Origin of the sequence: Herbaspirillum sp. BH-1, assembly GCF_002870055.1 — a bacterium.
GTDB lineage: Bacteria > Pseudomonadota > Gammaproteobacteria > Burkholderiales > Burkholderiaceae_D > Herbaspirillum > Herbaspirillum frisingense.
The window spans coordinates 1-16786 of record NZ_PKOI01000016.1 but is presented as its reverse complement, the minus strand read 5'-3'; the positions used below and the strand labels follow the sequence as shown (position 1 = coordinate 16786).

Here is a 16786-nt window from a genome sequence, read left to right as displayed (position 1 = left end):
GGCCGGTTTCGGGGAGAGCGGAACCTGCTCAGACGGCATCGGGACCGGTCTCGCCGGTACGGATACGGATCACCTGTTCCACTTCCTGCACGAAGATCTTGCCATCGCCGATCTTGCCGGTGCGGGCAGCCTTGATGATGGCATCCACCGCCTGCTCCACCACCTTGTCATCGACCACCACCTCGATCTTGACCTTGGGCAGGAAATCGACCACGTATTCGGCACCGCGATACAGCTCGGTATGCCCCTTCTGACGACCGAAGCCCTTCACTTCGGTGACCGTCAGGCCCGTGACGCCGACTTCGGCGAGGGATTCACGCACCTCGTCCAGCTTGAACGGTTTGATGATGGCGGTCACTTGTTTCATGGCAATTCCTCTCTTGGTATGTCGTAAAGAAACGATCAGTTGCGATCTGTTGAATAGCGGGTGCTGCGATGTTGTTCTTTTAGGAACAGGGACGTGGCCCCCTGCCCACTTGTACATTGTCAATCAGGCTCGCGCAGCTTTCAACCACCCTGCGCAAGTCGGCCCCCAAAAAGCCGGTTTCAGCCCTCCAGATCCGGAATCCGCTCCAGGTCCTGCAGCCATACCGTGGCCTCGCCATCGCTGGGGGCGCGCCAGTCGCCGCGCGGCGAGAGCGAGCCGCCAGTGCCGACCTTGGGCGCATTGGGTACGCAGGAACGCTTGAACTGGCTGGTCTTGAAGAAGCGATAGACGAAGATGCCCAGGTTTTTCTTGATCTGCGGCAAGCTGTACTGGTTGTGGGCGCCATGCAGGCCGTCCGGCCAATGACCGGCATCGCGGTCATGCCAGGCGCTGTGCGCCAGGAAGGCCACCTTGGCCGGCGTGAAGCCGTAGCGCAGGATGTAGTAGAGGTTGAAGTCCTGCAATTCGTAGGGACCGATGAAGTCCTGGGTGCGCTGACCGGGTTCGCCATCGGAGGCGCCCGGCACCAGTTCCGGGCTGATCTCGGTTTCCAGGATGTGGATCAGCACTTCCGGCTGCTTCAGTTCCAGCGAGCCGGACTCGGCCACCCAGCGCACCAGATGGGTGATGAGGGTCTTGGGGACGCTGGCGTTGACGTTGTAGTGCGACATGTGGTCACCCACGCCGTAGGTGCACCAGCCCAGCGCCAGTTCCGACAGGTCGCCGGTGCCGATGACGATGGCGCCATGGTGGTTGGCCAGGCGGAACAGGTGATTGGTACGCTCCCCGGCCTGCACGTTCTCGAAGGTGATGTCGTAGACCGGCTCGCCTCGCGAATAGGGATGGCCGAGATCCTTCAACATCTGTTCGCAGCTGGGGCGGATATCGATTTCCTGCGCCGAGCAACCGACTTGCGTCATCAACTGATGCGCCTGCACCAGGGTACGACTGCTGGTGGCGAAACCGGGCATGGTATAGGCCAGGATGTTGGTACGCGGCAGACCCAGCTTGTCCATGGCCTTGGCGCAGACCAGCAGGGCATGGGTGGAATCCAGGCCGCCGGAGACGCCGATGACCACCTTCTTCAGGCCCGACGAAGACAGGCGCTGCACCAGCGCCATGACCTGGATGTTGTAGACCTCGCGGCAGCGCAGTTCGCGCTGCTCGGCGTTGGCCGGCACATAGGGGAAACGCGCCACCCGGCGTTGCAGCGGCAGCGGGCGGTCCTGCGGCAGCTGGACATCGAACGACACCACCTCGAAGCGGCGCACTTCGTCCGCATGGCGGCGCACCGACTGGCCGAAGGTGGTCTGGTGGAAACGCTCGCGCGAGAGACGCTCCAGATCCACATCGGCATAGATGACGTGGCCACCCTGGGTGAAGCGCTCGGACTCGGCCAGCAGTTCGCCGTTCTCGCAGATCAGCGCCTGGCCGTCCCAGGCCAGGTCGGTGGTCGATTCACCATCGCCGGCCGAGGAATACAGGTAGGCCGCCAGGCAGCGCGCCGATTGCTGCGACACCAGCTGGTGACGGTAACCCGACTTGCCGACCACGATATTGGACGCCGACAGGTTCACCAGCACGGTGGCGCCAGCCAGGGCCGCAAAGGAGGACGGCGGGATCGGCACCCAGACGTCTTCGCAGATTTCGACATGGAAGCGCAGGTCGGGGATATTGCTGATCTCGAACAGCAGGTGACTGCCGAAATCCACGTCCTGGCCCAGCAGACGGGTGCGGCGGGTGACGGCGCAATCGGCGCTGCTGAACTGGCGCGCTTCGTAGAATTCGCTGTAGTTGGGCAGGTAGCTCTTGGGGACCACACCCATGATGTGGCCGGCGCTGACCACCACCGCGCAGTTATAGAGTTGGTGTTCGACCTTCAGCGGCATACCCACGATCAGGGCAGCAGGGATGCGCAAGGAGGCTTCCAGCACGCGCTGCAGGGCATCCTGCGCGGCGTCCAGCAAGGCACGCTGCTGGAACAGGTCTTCGCAGCTATAGGCCGACAATCCCAGTTCGGGGAAGGCCACCAGCACCGCGCCACCGGCGGCGGCCTGCTCGGCCAGGGCGATGGTGCGCCGGGCATTGTAGACCGGATCGGCCACCTTGCAGTCCGGCACCGCCACAGCGACGCGGGCGAAACCGTGGCTATAGAGATTGAAGAATGGGCTAGTCATATCGTGCGGACTTTCTTGCTCTGTGCGGGTCGCCGCGATGGCGACGCGTTCTGTCGGTTTTGCGTAGAATGCCTGTTCGAGCGGGGCCGTGGGCCGCGCCTTCTTATGCAGGTCACTCGCAGTCCATGGATTATCGCACGCGAATCGTTTCTTCTCTGGCCGAGATCGGCCCCGGCCGCTGGGACGCACTGGTGGCCGCCCAGGCCGAAGGCAACCCCTTCCTCAGCTACGCTTTCCTGCATGCGCTGCACGAGAGCGGCGCGGCCAGTGCCGACACCGGCTGGGAGCCGCATTACCTGACGCTGTGGCAGGACCAAGCCCTGGTGGCGGCCTTGCCCCTGTATCGCAAGTTCCACTCCTATGGCGAATACGTCTTCGATTGGGCCTGGGCCGAGGCCTACCAGCGCCACGGGGTGGAATACTATCCCAAGCTGCTGGCCGCCATCCCCTTCACGCCGGTGCGCGGGGCGCGGCTGATGGCAGTCGACGAGACGGCCCGCGCCGCACTGCTGGCGGCCTTGCAGGCGCTGCAGCAGGAGGGCGAACACTCGTCCACACACATCCTCTACCCGCCCCCGGAGCAGGCGGAACAGCTCGCCGATGCCGGTTTCCTGCTACGCAGCGGCGTGCAGTTCCACTGGCACAACGAAGGCTATGGCAGCTTTGCCGAGTTCGTCGATACCCTGGATCGCAAGAAGCGCAAGAACATCCTGGCCGAGCGGCGCAAGGTGGCCGAACAGGGCGTGCAATTCACCTGGCTGCGGGGCAGCGAGATCACCGAGGCCCACTGGCGATTCTTCAACCGCTGCTATCGCCACACCTATGCGGCGCATTATTCGACGCCCTACCTGAACCTGGATTTCTTCCGCCGCATTGGCGCCACCATGCCAGAGCACCTGCTGCTGACCCTGGCCCTGCGCGATGGCCAGCCCATCGCCTCCTCGCTCACCGTGCATGACGGTGACACCCTCTACGGTCGCTACTGGGGCGCGCTGGAACACGTCCCCTGCCTGCACTTCGAGACCGCCTACTACCAGCCGCTGGAATTCTGCATCGCCGAAAAGATCCGCTGGTTCGAAGGCGGCGCCCAGGGCGAGCACAAGATGGCGCGCGGCTTCCTGCCGCAGAAGACCTGGTCGGCACACTGGCTGGCGCATCCGGGGTTCTACGATGCGGTGGAGCACTTCCTGGCCCGCGAAGTCGGCGGCATCGATGGGTATATCAACGAGCTCAACGAGCGCAATCCCTTCCGCGATCCGCCCCGCTGAGGCAGCGTAAAAAAACCGGCCCGCAGCAATGCTGCGGGCCGGCCTCTTGCCATCCGGATTACTTGTAACCGACGCGATCCAGCATCTGCAACACCTTCTGCTGGTTGGCACCGACGGCACCAATGTTGATCACTTCAGCCTTGAACGGACCCATCTTGACCAACGCCGGGTTCTCGGTCTTCACGCTCTTGACGGCCGGCCATTCGTTATTGCCTTCAGCGAAGTAGCGCTGGGCCGCATCGCTGGCCAGGTATTCCAGGAACTGCACGGCTTCGGCCTTGTGCGGGGCATGCTTGGCCACGCCACCACCGGCGATGTTGACGTGCGCGCCATAGCTCTTCTGGTTGGGCCAGACGATGCCGACCTTTTCCATCAGGGCCACGTCTTCCGGCTTGGTGGAACGCAGCAGGCGGGCCACGTAGTAGGAGTTGGAAATGGCCACGCCACATTCGCCCGAACCCACGGCCTTGATCTGGTCGGTATCGCCACCCACCGGCTGGCGCGCCTGGTTGGCGACCATGCCCTTCAAGATGGCCTCGGTCTTGGCGGCGCCATCATGCTCCAGCAGCGCGCCGAACAACGAGACGTTGTAGGGGTGCGAGCCGCTGCGGGTGCAGAGCTTGCCCTTGTTCTTCGGGTCGCCCAGGGCTTCGTAGGTGTCCACGTCTTCCGGCTTGACGCTGGTCTTGTTGTACACGATCACGCGGGCGCGGGTGGAAAAACCGAACCACTGGGTGCCGTCGCTGCCTTCCTTGCTGTGCAGGTTGGCGGGGATGCGTTCGTCCAGCAGCCTGGACTTGACCGGCTGGAACAGGCCATCACTCTGGGCCTTCCACAGGCGCGCCGCATCCACCAGCAGGATCACGTCGGCGGGACTGGAAGCACCCTCGCTCTTGAGGCGTGCCAGGATGCCGGCATCATCGCCATCGACGCGGTTGATCTTGATGCCGGTGGCCTTGGTGAAGTCGGCGTAGAGCGCTTCGTCGGTCTGGTAGTGGCGTGCCGAGTACAGGTTCAGGACCTTTTCCTGCGCGAAGCTGGAGGCGGCAATGGCAGCCAGTACGGCGCCGACGGCGAATTGACGGGAGAACATGGACCATCCTTTTCAAAAAGAGTGAACGACCGCCGTGGCAAAACGGCGTTTTCTTTTGGCGCGGAAGGCGGTCCGGGGAGCGGGCTCCAGGATGGACTTGGCTGTCGCAGCGGGCGGCCTGATGGCTGCCTCGTTATGGGTATGCGTGTGCATCTGCGTGTACATACGCGAGAGGTAAAGCGCAGGCGAATATATCACAAATAAGAAGCATTATCATCTTCTAGAAGACATATCGAAAAGCCACGCAGTGAACGTAAAAACGCCCTTGCCGACTGATGTGGCAAGGGCGTGATGACGTGCTGTGAATGCAGCGAAAGCAGAGAAAGCGACAAAGACAGCGAAGACGGACGAAGCGCGCTCAGATCACCTTGACGGCGAAATCAACGCCGATGCCGGCCCACCATTCCTGCTCCTTCTGGAACCAGAAGGAAATGCTGGGATGTTCCTTGATGTAGTCGCGGCGGATCTCCAGGTCGATGCGGCTCTTGAGCTTGACCCTTACCTTGTCCAGGTCCAGCGTGATGTGCGCATGACGGAACATCACCGCCAGCCGCAGCGCCAGCACCGCCTTGGCGAAATCGACGTCGGCCAGCATCTCGCTGATCTTCTTCAGGTTGCCCTTCTGGCCGAGGATCAGCGTACTCATCAAGCGCTGCTCGCGGGTGGTGAAACCCGGCAGGTCGGCATTGGCGATCATGTAGGCCGAGTGCTTGTGATAACCGGTGGGCGACACCACCAGCCCGGTCTCATGCAGCAAGGCGCTCCAGTAGAGATAGCGGGCGTAGGAGTCGGTGGCCGGCTTCAACAGATCGAAGAAACCTCGCGCGGTATCGGCCACGCCATGGGCGCGGGCGGCATCGACGTGGAAGCGGCGGGCGAACTCCTCGACCGAACGGTCGCGGCGGTCGGCCTTGGTGGCGCGCAGTTGCAGGTCCCACATCACGCCCATGCGCAGGCCGGCTTCCACCGGGGTGATGACCTCGATGCGGAATTCCTGCATGAAGCCGATCAACACCGCCAGGCCGCCCATGATGACGCCGGCACGGTCGGGTTTCATGCCGTCCAGCGCGATCTGGCTGACATGGCCGAAGTCGATCAGGCGCTGCATCAGGTCGGCCAGGCTGGGCAGGCTCACGCGGCCATCGCCCATGCCGTTGCGACGGATGGTGTCGGCAATGGCGCGCATGGTGCCGGAAGAGCCATAGACATTCACCTCGGCCGGGTCGAAGCTGAACAGGTGTACTGCATCTTCGACATGCGAGCGGGCCGAGATGATGGCGCGTTCGAAGGCCGCCGTGGTGATGGCGCCATCGGGGAAGAAGGCCAGGCTTTGATTGACGGTGCCGATGCCGAAGGATTCGACGTGACGGATATGCTCGCCCAGACCACGGATGACCTCGGTGGAACCGCCGCCGATGTCGATGACCATGCGCTCTTCACCGGCATCGGCCAGCACGCCGGCCACGCCCATGTAGATCAGGCGGCCCTCTTCCTCACCGGAAATGATCTCCACCGGATAACCGATGGCCCGCTCCAGTTCCGGCAGCAGGTCGGCGGCGTTCTTGGCCACGCGCAAGGTATTGGTGGCCACCACCCGCACCGCGGTCAGCGGATAGTCGCGCAGGATGGCGCGAAAGCGGGTGAGCGAATCGATGGCGCTCTGACAGGCCTGCTGGGTCAGGTTGCCGCTCTTGTCGATGCCCGCCGCCAGGCGGATGGGGTCGCGCGCGCTCTTGATGACGCGTATGCCGTCGTCCTCGTACTTGCCGATATGCAAGCGAAAACTGTTGGAACCGAGATCTACCGCAGCAAACATGCATGTCCTTTCGCAATCGCACTAGAAGCCAATTGCTAAATAATTTAAACCTCACCCTGTCTCCATCCCGACAAGATAATCGGCGCGCATTACACTTTGATGACAGCCGGCACCCTGTAGAATGGCGGCTCGGCGCTGCCATGCTGCGTCGCACATATTATTTTATACAATTTATCCCATTTCCCTTCCATGCCCGGCATTCTTTACCTGGTTCCCAACACCCTGGGACCCACCGAGCCTCCCGCCGACGCCAGCGCCACACATCCGCTGGAGAGCATCATCCCGCGCCAGGTGCAGGCCATCGCGGCGCAGCTGGATTATTTCGTCGCCGAGAACGCCAAGACCACGCGCGCCTTCCTGAAGCTCCTGGGCAGCAGCCAAGCCCTGGCCAAGCCCATCCAGGAAATCCAGATCGCCGAGCTCAACGTCAACACACCGCCGGCCGCCCTGCCCTCGCTGCTGGCTCCCCTGCTGGAAGGCCGTGATGGTGGCCTGATCTCGGAAGCAGGCGTGCCGGCGGTGGCCGACCCCGGCGCCAACCTGGTCCGGCTGGCGCATCAGCATGGCATCCAGGTGCGCCCGCTGGTGGGCCCCTCTTCCTTGCTGCTGGCGGTCATGGCCAGTGGTCTCAATGGCCAGAGCTTCGCCTTCAACGGCTACCTGCCTACCGATGCCGAGGCGCGCGCCAAGCGCATCCGCCAGCTGGAAGATCGCGCCCGCAAGGAAAAGCAGACCCAGCTGCTGATCGAAACGCCCTATCGCAACACCGCCATGCTGGAGGCGCTGGTGCAATCCTGCCAGCCCGGCACGCTGATCTGCGTGGCCACCGACCTGTCGTTGGCCAGCGAGTCGGTACGCACGCAGACGGCCGCGCAGTGGAAGGCCGCCCTGGCTGCCGGCAAGGCACCGGACTTCCACAAGAAACCGACCGTCTTCCTGCTGCTGGCCGAATAGCGTCGCCCCAACGCGAGAGACGCGGCGCCCAATGACAAAGGCCGGTTGTGATACACAACCGGCCTTTTTGCTTGCTCCGTCCCGAGGCGTCAGCGCAGGGTGGAAAGCGGCGTCGACATCAGCGTCTTGGCAAAACCCGCACCGAAGGCCACGCCGAATTTCTTGAGCACGCGTTCGGAGAGGTTTTCGGTCTGGGTGTAATCCACCACGTCCTCGGCCTTGAGCACGTCGCGGGCCACGCTATCGACCGTGCCATAGCCATCGGCAAGACCCAGCTCGATCGCCTTGGAACCGGTCCATACCAGCCCGGAGAAGGTATCCGGCGTTTCCTTCAGGCGCGCGCCACGACCCTGGCGCACCACCTCGATGAACTGCTGGTGGATCTCCTGCAGCATCGATTGGGCGTATTCACGCTGCTTCGGGCTTTGCGGACTGAAGGGGTCGAGGAAGCTCTTGTTCTCGCCCGCGGTCAGCAGGCGGCGTTCCACGCCCAGCTTGTCCATCAGGCCGGTGAAGCCGAAGCCGTCCATGAGCACGCCCACCGAGCCGATCAGGCTGGCCTTGTTGACGTAGATCTTGTCGGCCGCCGCGGCGATGTAATAGCCGCCGGAGGCGCACACTTCCTCCACCACCACGTAGATCGGCTTCTTGGGATAGGCCTTGCGCAGGCGGGTGATCTCGTCGTTGATCATGCCGGCCTGCACCGGGCTGCCGCCGGGGCTGTTGATCTTGAGGATCACGCCGACCGAGTCGGAGGCGGCAAAGGCCTTGTCCAGCGCCGGGATCACCACCCCGGCCGAGCCCTGCCCTTCGGAATCGATGGCGCCCTTGATCTCGACCAGGGCGGTATGAGTGCCCAGCGGCTCGCTCTCGGTCTTGTTATAGGTGAAGGCCATCCAGGCCCCCAGCACGATCACCACCAGGATGGCAATGCGGAAGAAGATGCCCCAGCGGCGCCGGGCGCGCTGTTCCTTGACGGCGAACAGGGCCAGTTTTTCCAGTACGTCGCGCTCCCAGCCGCTCTTCTTGTCCTCGCGCACGCTGGCGGGGATGGAGGGCGATGGTGGCGATGGCGGCGTTTGTGGAGGGACTGGCGACTTGTCTTGCTGGTTTTCAGATTCGTTGTTGCTCATAGGCTCACTCTAAGCAGCGCAGCAGCCTGCGCCGGTTTCCCCGAAGCTCATGCCTCGACGGGCTTGACGATGTCGTCCGGACGCCAATAGACCTGGCCGTCGCGTTCCACCGCCATGATCTTACGCAAGTGGGCGCCGGTACAAGGACCGCCCTCGCATTTTCCGGTATCGGGCGCGTAAACGGCGCCATGTGTTGCACACATGAGATACAGACCGCTGGATTCGAAGAACTCGCCCTCGGCCCAGTCCAGTTCGATGGGGACATGGGCGCAGCGGTTCAGGTAGCCATAGACCACCCCGCCGTAGCGCACCACGAAACCGGTGGTCTCGTCGCCATGCACCTGCACCGGGAAGCGCTTGCCCAGGCCGCCTTCGGCCAGATCGCCGGAGGCGCAGATGAGGATGTCGCAGGAAGCGTTCACGTAGCCGTCCTCAGGCCTGCTCATTGAGCCACTGGTGCAGCTCGCGGATGGAGCGCGCCGAATACAGCGGCGAGAGCGTCTGCAACTGCTGCGGCGGATGCGCGCCGAACTCCACCGCCACGCCCGCGGCGCCGGCGTTGATGGCCATCTGCAGGTCGTGGGTGGTGTCGCCGATCATCAGGGTGCGGTGCATGTCCTGGCCCAGCTCGCGGGTCAGCTCCTGCAACATGGCCGGATGCGGCTTGGAGAAGGTCTCGTCGGCGCAGCGGGTGGCGTCGAACATGGACAGCAGGCCGGTGCTGTTCATGGCCCGGTTCAGCCCGACCCGGCTCTTGCCGGTGGCCACCGCCAGGAAATAGCCCTGCTGCGACAGGTCGGTCAGCATTTCGGGCACGCCCTCGAAGAGCGTGAGGTCCTTGTCCTGGCCCAGGTAATGGTGGCGGTAACGCTCCACGATGCGCGGGTAGTACTTGGGATCGACATCGGGAATGGCGGCCTGCATCGCGTCCTGCAGGCCCAGGCCGATGACATAGGAGGCTGCGCTCTTGTCGGGAATCGGCAGGCCCAGGTCACGCGCCGCGGCCTGGATGCAGCGCACGATGGTGGACGTGCTGTCCATCAGGGTGCCATCCCAGTCGAAGACGATCAGGTCGAATTGCTTTCTTGCCATGTCTGATGCTCTTTCTGCGGGCACGTCCGCCGCCGGCTTGCCAGCGCGACAAGGCAGCAGCGAAACATGCGATTTTGTTAATGCCGGGCAGAAAGTATCATATCCCGGCCGACTACGTGCACTGTCCTTCAGTCCTCCGCGCCAGCCAGCATGTTGTAGGGCAGGAGATCGCCCTCGGCCCCACCTTCCAGGCTGCGCAGGAATTTTGCGCATTCATCGGGCAGGCCGGCCTTCAGGGTGACGGTCTGGCCGGTTTCCGGATGCAGGAAGCTGATGCGCCAGGCATGCAGGAACATGCGCTTGAAAGCAATACGCTTGCCATCGGCCTTCTGCAGCGCCTTGTTCAAGGGGAAGTCGCCATACTTGTCGTCGCCGACGATGGGAAAGCCGCTGGAAGACAGGTGCACCCGGATCTGATGGGTGCGACCGGTCTTCAGTTCAGCTTCCAGCAGGGCAAATTCACCGAAGCGACGCAAGAGCGAAAACACCGTATGGGACGGCTGGCCATCGGCCTGCACCCGCACCCGGCGCTCGCCGTCGGGCGTGCTGTACTTGAACAGCGGCAACTTCACGTGCTGGCGGGCATTCTTCCAGTCGCCCTGGACCAGGGTCAGGTAGCGCTTGTCGGTCTGGCCCTCGCGCATCTGTTCATGCAGGTTGGTCAGCGCCGAACGCTTCTTGGCGATCAGCAGCACGCCCGAGGTGTCGCGGTCCAGCCGGTGCACCAGCTCCAGGAACTTGGCCTGGGGCCGTGCCGCCCGCAACTGCTCGATGACCCCGTAGCTCACGCCGGACCCGCCATGCACGGCCACACCGGCCGGCTTGTCGATGACCAGCATGTGGCTGTCTTCCAGCAGGATGCGGAATTCCGCTCCCGGGACTACAGTTTCTTGCTTCTCTGCAACTCGTATTGGCGGCACACGCACGACATCGCCCTCGACCAGACGATAGGTCTGGTCGATGCGGCCCTTGTTGACGCGCACCTCGCCCGAACGCAGGACACGATAGATATGGCTCTTGGGAACGCCTTTGCAAACCCGCAGCAGGAAATTGTCAATCCGCTGGCCCGCCTCTTCGTCGGAAATGGTCAGCAACTGCACCTGAGGGACGCTCTGCGAGGCTGTTGCGTTCCGGGAGGCCGGCGCCGCGTCGGCGCTTTCAGAAGCCCCCCTAGAAAATCTCGCTAAGTCCTTCATTTTGAATATATAATCGATTGACGCCGATCAAAAAACGGCGTTAGTAGAATAAAAAAGGAACATTCTACACAAGAGGAGTCTTCGTCAGCCTCGCTCATTTGCAAAATTGACGAAGGGGGCCCCGAAAACCACGACGCGCGGCATCGCAGACGCAATAAAAGCGCTGCAACGGTTGACAATACAGCCGATCATGTCGCTTGCCTGGTCCACGTAAAGGCCTCGAAACGAGTACGCACCTTCCCTTTGCGAGTCCAGTTTGCACCGCAGTTGCAATCGGACAGCGCACTTGGAAGTGGAACAGATTTGTTTGGATCATCAGGATAAAAGTCTGGCAAGACTCGCATCCGGTGACCCGACCCAGGACAGCAGTGCACAGCCCCCCGGCGACCAGCAGCGCAAGCATGGCAGGCTCATCAGCCCGCCCCCTTGCAGCGCATCGCTCGGGCCATGCCGCAATTCGGGCCGGGCCATCGCGAAGCTTGCCGGTTGATGCAGTAGAACCCGATCGCCGTCGCCAACCTCACTATGTTACGTTTGGCTCCACAGACCAGCTTACCGTCCGCAGTTGCCTGCGCGACCGCCTATGGCGGAGCGCGCGGCGCGGATACGGTGCTGCCCGGCGTCCCGGTCCACTGCATCCGCGCCCCCTTGTGCTGGAGCGCCCGCTAAGGCGCACTCACACAATCAAGGCAATTCCCTCCCCAATCACTTCGTTCTCGCGTACATCCCCTGTACTTTTGGCCCGCTACCACATACGGACGGGCCATTTGAAGGATCTTCGGATCCCGGAGTGAAAACATGAAACGTATGTTGTTCAACGCAACGCAGCAGGAAGAACTGCGCGTAGCGATCGTTGACGGTCAGAAGCTGATCGACATCGACATCGAAACCACCGGACGCGAGCAGCGCAAGTCCAACATCTACAAGGGCGTGATCACCCGCATCGAGCCCTCGCTGGAAGCCTGCTTCGTCAACTACGGCGAGGAACGCCACGGCTTCCTGCCCTTCAAGGAAGTGGCCCGTTCCTACTTCAAGGAAGGCATCGACGTCCGCAACGCCAGCATCAAGGAAGCGCTGCGCGAAGGCCAGGAAATCATCGTCCAGGTCGAAAAGGAAGAGCGCGGCAACAAGGGCGCGGCCCTGACCTCCTTCATCTCGCTGGCCGGCCGCTACCTGGTCCTGATGCCCAACAACCCGCGTGGTGGTGGCGTCTCCCGCCGCGTCGAAGGCGAAGACCGCCAGGAACTGCGCGAGACCATGGACAAGCTGGACCTGCCCAACGGCATGTCCGTCATCGCCCGCACCGCCGGCATCGGCCGCAACGTCGATGAACTGCAGTGGGACCTGAACTACCTGATGCAACTGTGGCGCGCCATCGAAGGCGCCGGCCAGTCGGCCTCGGGCGCCTTCCTGATCTACCAGGAATCGTCACTGGTCATCCGCGCCATCCGCGACTACTTCCAGCCCGACATCGGCGAAATCCTGATCGACACCGACGACATCCACGACCAGGCCCAGCAGTTCATGGCCCACGTGATGCCGGACATGGTCCACCGCGTCAAGCGCTACCGCGACGACGTGCCGCTGTTCTCCCGCTTCCAGATCGAACACCAGATCGAGACCGCCTACTCGCGTACGGTCCCGCTGCCGTCCGGCGGCGCCATCGTGATCGACCACACCGAAGCCCTGGTGTCGGTGGACGTGAACTCGGCGCGTGCCACCCGTGGCAGCGACATCGAGACCACCGCCTTCAACACCAACCTCGAAGCGGCTGATGAAGTGGCCCGCCAGTTGCGCCTGCGCGACCTGGGTGGCCTGATCGTGATCGACTTCATCGACATGGAGAATTCCAAGAACCAGCGCGAAGTCGAAGGTCGCCTGAAAGACGCCCTGCACCACGACCGTGCCCGCGTCCAGATGGGCAAGATCTCCCGCTTCGGCCTCATGGAACTGTCGCGCCAGCGCCTGCGTCCGTCGCTGTCCGAAGGCAGCCACGTGACCTGCCCGCGCTGCAACGGCACCGGCCACATCCGCGATACCGAATCCTCCGCCCTGCAGGTGCTGCGCATCATCCAGGAAGAGGCGATGAAGGAAAACTCGGCCGCCATCCATGTGCAGGCGCCGGTGGACGTCGCCGCCTTCCTGTTGAACGAGAAGCGCGGCGAAATCCTGAAGATCGAGACGCGCCATCGCGTCACGGTCATCATGATCCCCAACAAGCACCTGGAAACCCCGCACTACAAGATGGAACGGATCAAGCACGACGATCCGCGCCTGGACGACGCCCAAGCCAGCTACAACATGGCCGAGCAGGCCGATACCGACATCGGCTACAGCAAGCGCCAGAAGGAAGAAGTGCGTCCGCGCCAGGAAGCCGTGGTCAAGGGCATCACCCCCGACCAGCCGGCCCCCATCGTCGAGCGCAAGGCCCCGGAACCGGTGGCTGCCCCCGTACCGCCGCCGACCCTGGCACCGGAATCGGGCCTGCTGGGCAAGATCTTCGCCTTCTTCCGCAAGAAGCCCGTGGCCCCGGTGGAAGCACCGGCCCCGGTCGAAGCCAAGACCCCTGCCAAGCGTGAAGGCGACCGCAATGGCCGTGGCGGCGACCGCAACGGTCGTGGCCGTAATCGCAATGACCGCAGCGACCGTGGTGATCGTGCCGAACGTGGCGAGCGCAACGCCAATGGCGAACAGCGCAATGCCCGTGGCGCCGCTGCCGTCGAGGTAAAGGCGGGAGAACTGGCCGATGCCAAGCAGGCGCGTCCGCCGCGTGGCCCGCGCGAGCCCAAGGAAGCGCGTGAACCACGCGAAGGCCGTGAGCCGCGTGAAGGTCGCGAGGGCCGTGAAGTCCAGGTCCGCGAAGGCCAGGAACCCAAGGAAGCCCGTCGCAACGAACCCCGCGAAGCCCGTGAGCCACGCGAACCGCGTGAAGGTCGCGAAGTTCGTGAACCCCGCGAACCGCGTCAACCGCGTGAACCTCGCGCCCCCCGTGGCGACCGCAAGGAAGCCCGCAGCGAGGAAGGTCTGCCGCTGGAAGCCGCTCTGGCAGCCGGCGCTGCAACCGCCGGCGTGGCCGTGGCCGCTGGTGCCGTGGCCCTGTCCAATGACGAGCAGGCTGCGCAACTGGATCTGGCGCAAGTTGAACGTGGCGAAGGTGGCGAAGGCGTCGAAGCCTCGGAAAATGCCGAAGGCGGCACCGAACCGCGCCGTCGTCGTCGTCGTGGTGGTCGCAACCGTCATCGTCGCGAACGTGACGAGAACGGCAACCTGATCGAAAACGCCGATGCCGATGCGGCTGAAGCTGGCGAAGCCGGTGAACGCAGCGAAAACGGCGAAGCCGTGACCGCAGCAGCCCCTGCAGCACCGGCAGCACCGGTGGAAGTCGCCCAGGCCGCCGTGGCCCAGGCTTCCTTCGCAGCCTCGCCGGTTCCGGCGCAAGCTGCTGAAGCAGCCGACGTGTCCGCGCCTGCCGCCCTCCATACCGAAGCCGTCGCCGTGGAAAGCGGCGTGAACTCGGTGGAAGCCGTGGCTGCCGCCGCTGCCGAAGCGACCGAAGCCGTGTTCTCGCAACAGCAGGCCATCGAACCGCCGGCGCCGTCCATCGACGCCAGCTTCGCCCCGGCACCGAGCTTTGAACCTGCCCCGGCGCCAGTGCAAGCCCCTGTGGCCACCCCGGCGGCATCGGAAGCACCGGTCCAGGTCGAGGTCGTGCAGCAAGCCGCGCCGGCAGCCAGCCTGCCGCAGCAGATCAGCCTGCTGGATGCGGTCGAAGCCAATCCGGCCCCGGCTCCTGTGGAAGTGGCTGCCCCTGTTGCTGCTGCACCGGTAGCACCTGCCGCACCTGCCGCACCTGCAGCACCTGCAGCACATGCCGGCAATGGCGCCCAGCCGGAGTCGCTGCAGCAGATGCTGTCGCAAGCCGGCCTGACGCTGGCCACGACCGATCCGGTCAAGCTGCGTGCAGCACAGGAAGCGGCCGCCGCCTTCGTGCCGGCACCGCGGGTACCGCGCGAGCGCAAGCCGCTGCCGCCGCAGTCCAGCGAACCGCTGGTCCAGGTGGAAACGCGTCGCTGATCGCCAGGGTGCAAGCGCACCGGTGATCACCAGGAAAAAGGGAGCTTCGGCTCCCTTTTTTCTTGTCCGCGCTCTTGCCTGCTCGCCTGCCTGCACGCCCGCCTGCTGCTTTCGCCAATTTTCCAGGCCAGTCTGTCGCGCCAGCCCGGCCACTATCGCTCTCGCGCCCTCTTGTCATCCGCCGCTTGTCCCCTATCTGGTGACAGTTGGCCCGCCCCGGCAGCGATACAGTGCCGGCCGCACAGCACGACGGTCCAGCTGCGGATATCCCAAGTCCAGATCCGGCGCGGCATTGCGCGCAATACCTGCACTTGCGGCATACTGAATATGCATGAACCGACCGCAACGCCGCAGCGCCAGCCGTGCTATCTTTACACACCCATTTTTGCCAGCCCGTATGAACAAGCGCGTCATTCCCATCCTCGATCACCGGCAAGCGCCGTCGGCCAGTACGGCAGGCGTGATTGCGCCCGTGGCGATGGCGCCGACCGGCTGGCTGACCGATTCCCTGGGCCGCCCCCTGCACGACCTGCGCATCTCGGTCACCGACCGCTGCAATTTCCGCTGTGTCTATTGCATGCCCAAGGATGTCTTCGACAAGCAATACCAGTTCCTGCCGCACTCCGACCTGCTGACCTTCGAAGAGCTGACCCGCGTGGCCGCCCAGTTCGTGGCGCATGGCGTGCGCAAGATCCGCCTCACCGGCGGCGAACCCCTGCTGCGCAAGAACATCGAGACCCTGATCGCCATGCTGGCCGCCTTGCGCACGCCCGATGGCGAGCCGGTGGATCTCACCCTGACCACCAATGGCACCCTGCTCAAGCAGAAGGCGCAGGCGCTCAAGGCTGCCGGCCTGCGGCGCGTGACGGTCTCGCTGGATTCGCTGGATGACGAGAGCTTCCGCCGCATGAACGATGTCGACTTCCCGGTGGCACGCGTGCTGGAAGGCATCGATGCCGCCCACGCCGCCGGCCTGGGGCCGGTCAAGATCAACATGGTGGTCAAGAAGGGCGTCAACGACGACCAGATCCTGCCGATGGCGCGCCACTTCAAGGGGACCCCGGCCATCCTGCGCTTCATCGAATACATGGACGTGGGCAGCTCCAACGGCTGGCGCATGGACGAGGTACTGCCCTCCAGCGAAGTGGTGCGGCGCATCTCGGCCGAGATGCCGCTGCAGGTGGCCGACCCCAACTACACCGGCGAGACCGCCGAGCGCTGGCGCTATGTCGATGGCGGCGGCGAGATCGGTGTCATCTCCAGCGTGACCCAGGCCTTCTGCCAGGATTGCTCGCGCGCCCGGCTCTCTACCGAGGGCAAGGTCTACACCTGCCTGTTCGCCAGCGAAGGCCACGATCTGCGCAGCCTCCTGCGCAATGGAGCCAGCGACGCCGAGATGGCCGGCGCCATCGCCGCATTGTGGGGCCAACGGGGCGACCGCTATTCCGAATTGCGCAGCGCCATGCAAGCCGCCCCGGCACGCAAGGTCGAGATGTCCTATATCGGCGGCTAGCTATTCAGTTCCGCTTCCCGCCGCCCTGCCCCCAGTCCTCACC

At 63.9% G+C, this 16786-nt stretch carries 12 protein-coding genes; 4 read left to right on the top strand and 8 right to left on the bottom strand.

All coding sequences use genetic code 11. The features are described 5' to 3' along the window. Positions 1-28 precede the first annotated feature (28 nt). Both HBH1_RS18690 and HBH1_RS18685 read right to left on the bottom strand, forming a co-directional pair. Entirely contained in the window at positions 29-367 is a 339-nt protein-coding gene (locus HBH1_RS18690; RefSeq protein ID WP_006463535.1) for a P-II family nitrogen regulator, read from the bottom strand. 179 nt (positions 368-546) lie between these two features. Next, positions 547-2604 (bottom strand): NAD(+) synthase, encoded by a 2058-nt coding sequence (locus HBH1_RS18685; protein WP_102663944.1) that lies wholly within the window; start codon positions 2602-2604, stop codon positions 547-549. Positions 2605-2729: 125 nt separating this feature from the next. On the opposite strand from HBH1_RS18685, the gene HBH1_RS18680 reads away from it, so the two are divergent. Beyond that, on the top strand, positions 2730-3872 hold the full coding sequence (locus tag HBH1_RS18680) for a GNAT family N-acetyltransferase (protein WP_199181624.1): 1143 nt from the start codon (positions 2730-2732) through the stop codon (positions 3870-3872). Between the two features lie 58 nt (positions 3873-3930). Here HBH1_RS18680 and HBH1_RS18675 read toward each other — a convergent pair whose 3' ends face one another. Together HBH1_RS18675 and HBH1_RS18670 are read right to left on the bottom strand one after the other, a co-directional pair. Continuing rightward, a complete protein-coding gene (locus HBH1_RS18675) occupies positions 3931-4965 on the bottom strand; it encodes an extracellular solute-binding protein (RefSeq protein ID WP_077238536.1) in 1035 nt (344 codons plus the stop codon). Positions 4966-5323: 358 nt separating this feature from the next. Then, complete coding sequence (locus HBH1_RS18670; RefSeq protein WP_006463539.1) at positions 5324-6781, bottom strand: Ppx/GppA phosphatase family protein; 1458 nt, start codon at positions 6779-6781, stop codon at positions 5324-5326. Positions 6782-6970: 189 nt separating this feature from the next. On the opposite strand from HBH1_RS18670, the gene HBH1_RS18665 reads away from it, so the two are divergent. Beyond that, positions 6971-7735: an SAM-dependent methyltransferase gene (locus tag HBH1_RS18665; protein WP_102663942.1), complete on the top strand. Its 765-nt coding sequence runs from the start codon at positions 6971-6973 to the stop codon at positions 7733-7735. Between the two features lie 89 nt (positions 7736-7824). Here the strand turns inward: HBH1_RS18665 and HBH1_RS18660 are convergent, their stop codons facing one another. The 4 genes from HBH1_RS18660 to HBH1_RS18645 all read right to left on the bottom strand — a co-directional run bounded on the left by HBH1_RS18660 (position 7825) and on the right by HBH1_RS18645 (position 11156). Next, positions 7825-8868, bottom strand: a complete 1044-nt coding sequence (locus HBH1_RS18660; RefSeq protein ID WP_077238533.1) for a S49 family peptidase — start codon at positions 8866-8868, stop codon at positions 7825-7827. A 47-nt stretch (positions 8869-8915) separates the two neighbouring features. Then, positions 8916-9314 (bottom strand): Rieske (2Fe-2S) protein, encoded by a 399-nt coding sequence (locus tag HBH1_RS18655; RefSeq protein WP_102663941.1) that lies wholly within the window; start codon positions 9312-9314, stop codon positions 8916-8918. Next, the gene (locus tag HBH1_RS18650) at positions 9301-9960 is read right to left on the bottom strand and encodes an HAD-IIIA family hydrolase (RefSeq protein ID WP_102663940.1); all 660 of its coding nucleotides are present in this window, start codon (positions 9958-9960) and stop codon (positions 9301-9303) included. Before HBH1_RS18650 ends, HBH1_RS18655 begins: the two co-directional genes overlap by 14 nt. A 128-nt stretch (positions 9961-10088) precedes the next feature. Beyond that, entirely contained in the window at positions 10089-11156 is a 1068-nt protein-coding gene (locus tag HBH1_RS18645; protein WP_039875417.1) for an RluA family pseudouridine synthase, read from the bottom strand. Positions 11157-11954: 798 nt separating this feature from the next. On the opposite strand from HBH1_RS18645, the gene HBH1_RS18640 reads away from it, so the two are divergent. Together HBH1_RS18640 and moaA are read left to right on the top strand one after the other, a co-directional pair. After that, positions 11955-15230, top strand: a complete 3276-nt coding sequence (locus tag HBH1_RS18640) for an Rne/Rng family ribonuclease (RefSeq protein WP_102663939.1) — start codon at positions 11955-11957, stop codon at positions 15228-15230. Positions 15231-15627: 397 nt separating this feature from the next. Then, positions 15628-16743: a GTP 3',8-cyclase MoaA gene (moaA, locus tag HBH1_RS18635; RefSeq protein WP_102663938.1), complete on the top strand. Its 1116-nt coding sequence runs from the start codon at positions 15628-15630 to the stop codon at positions 16741-16743. Positions 16744-16786: the final 43 nt, after the last annotated feature.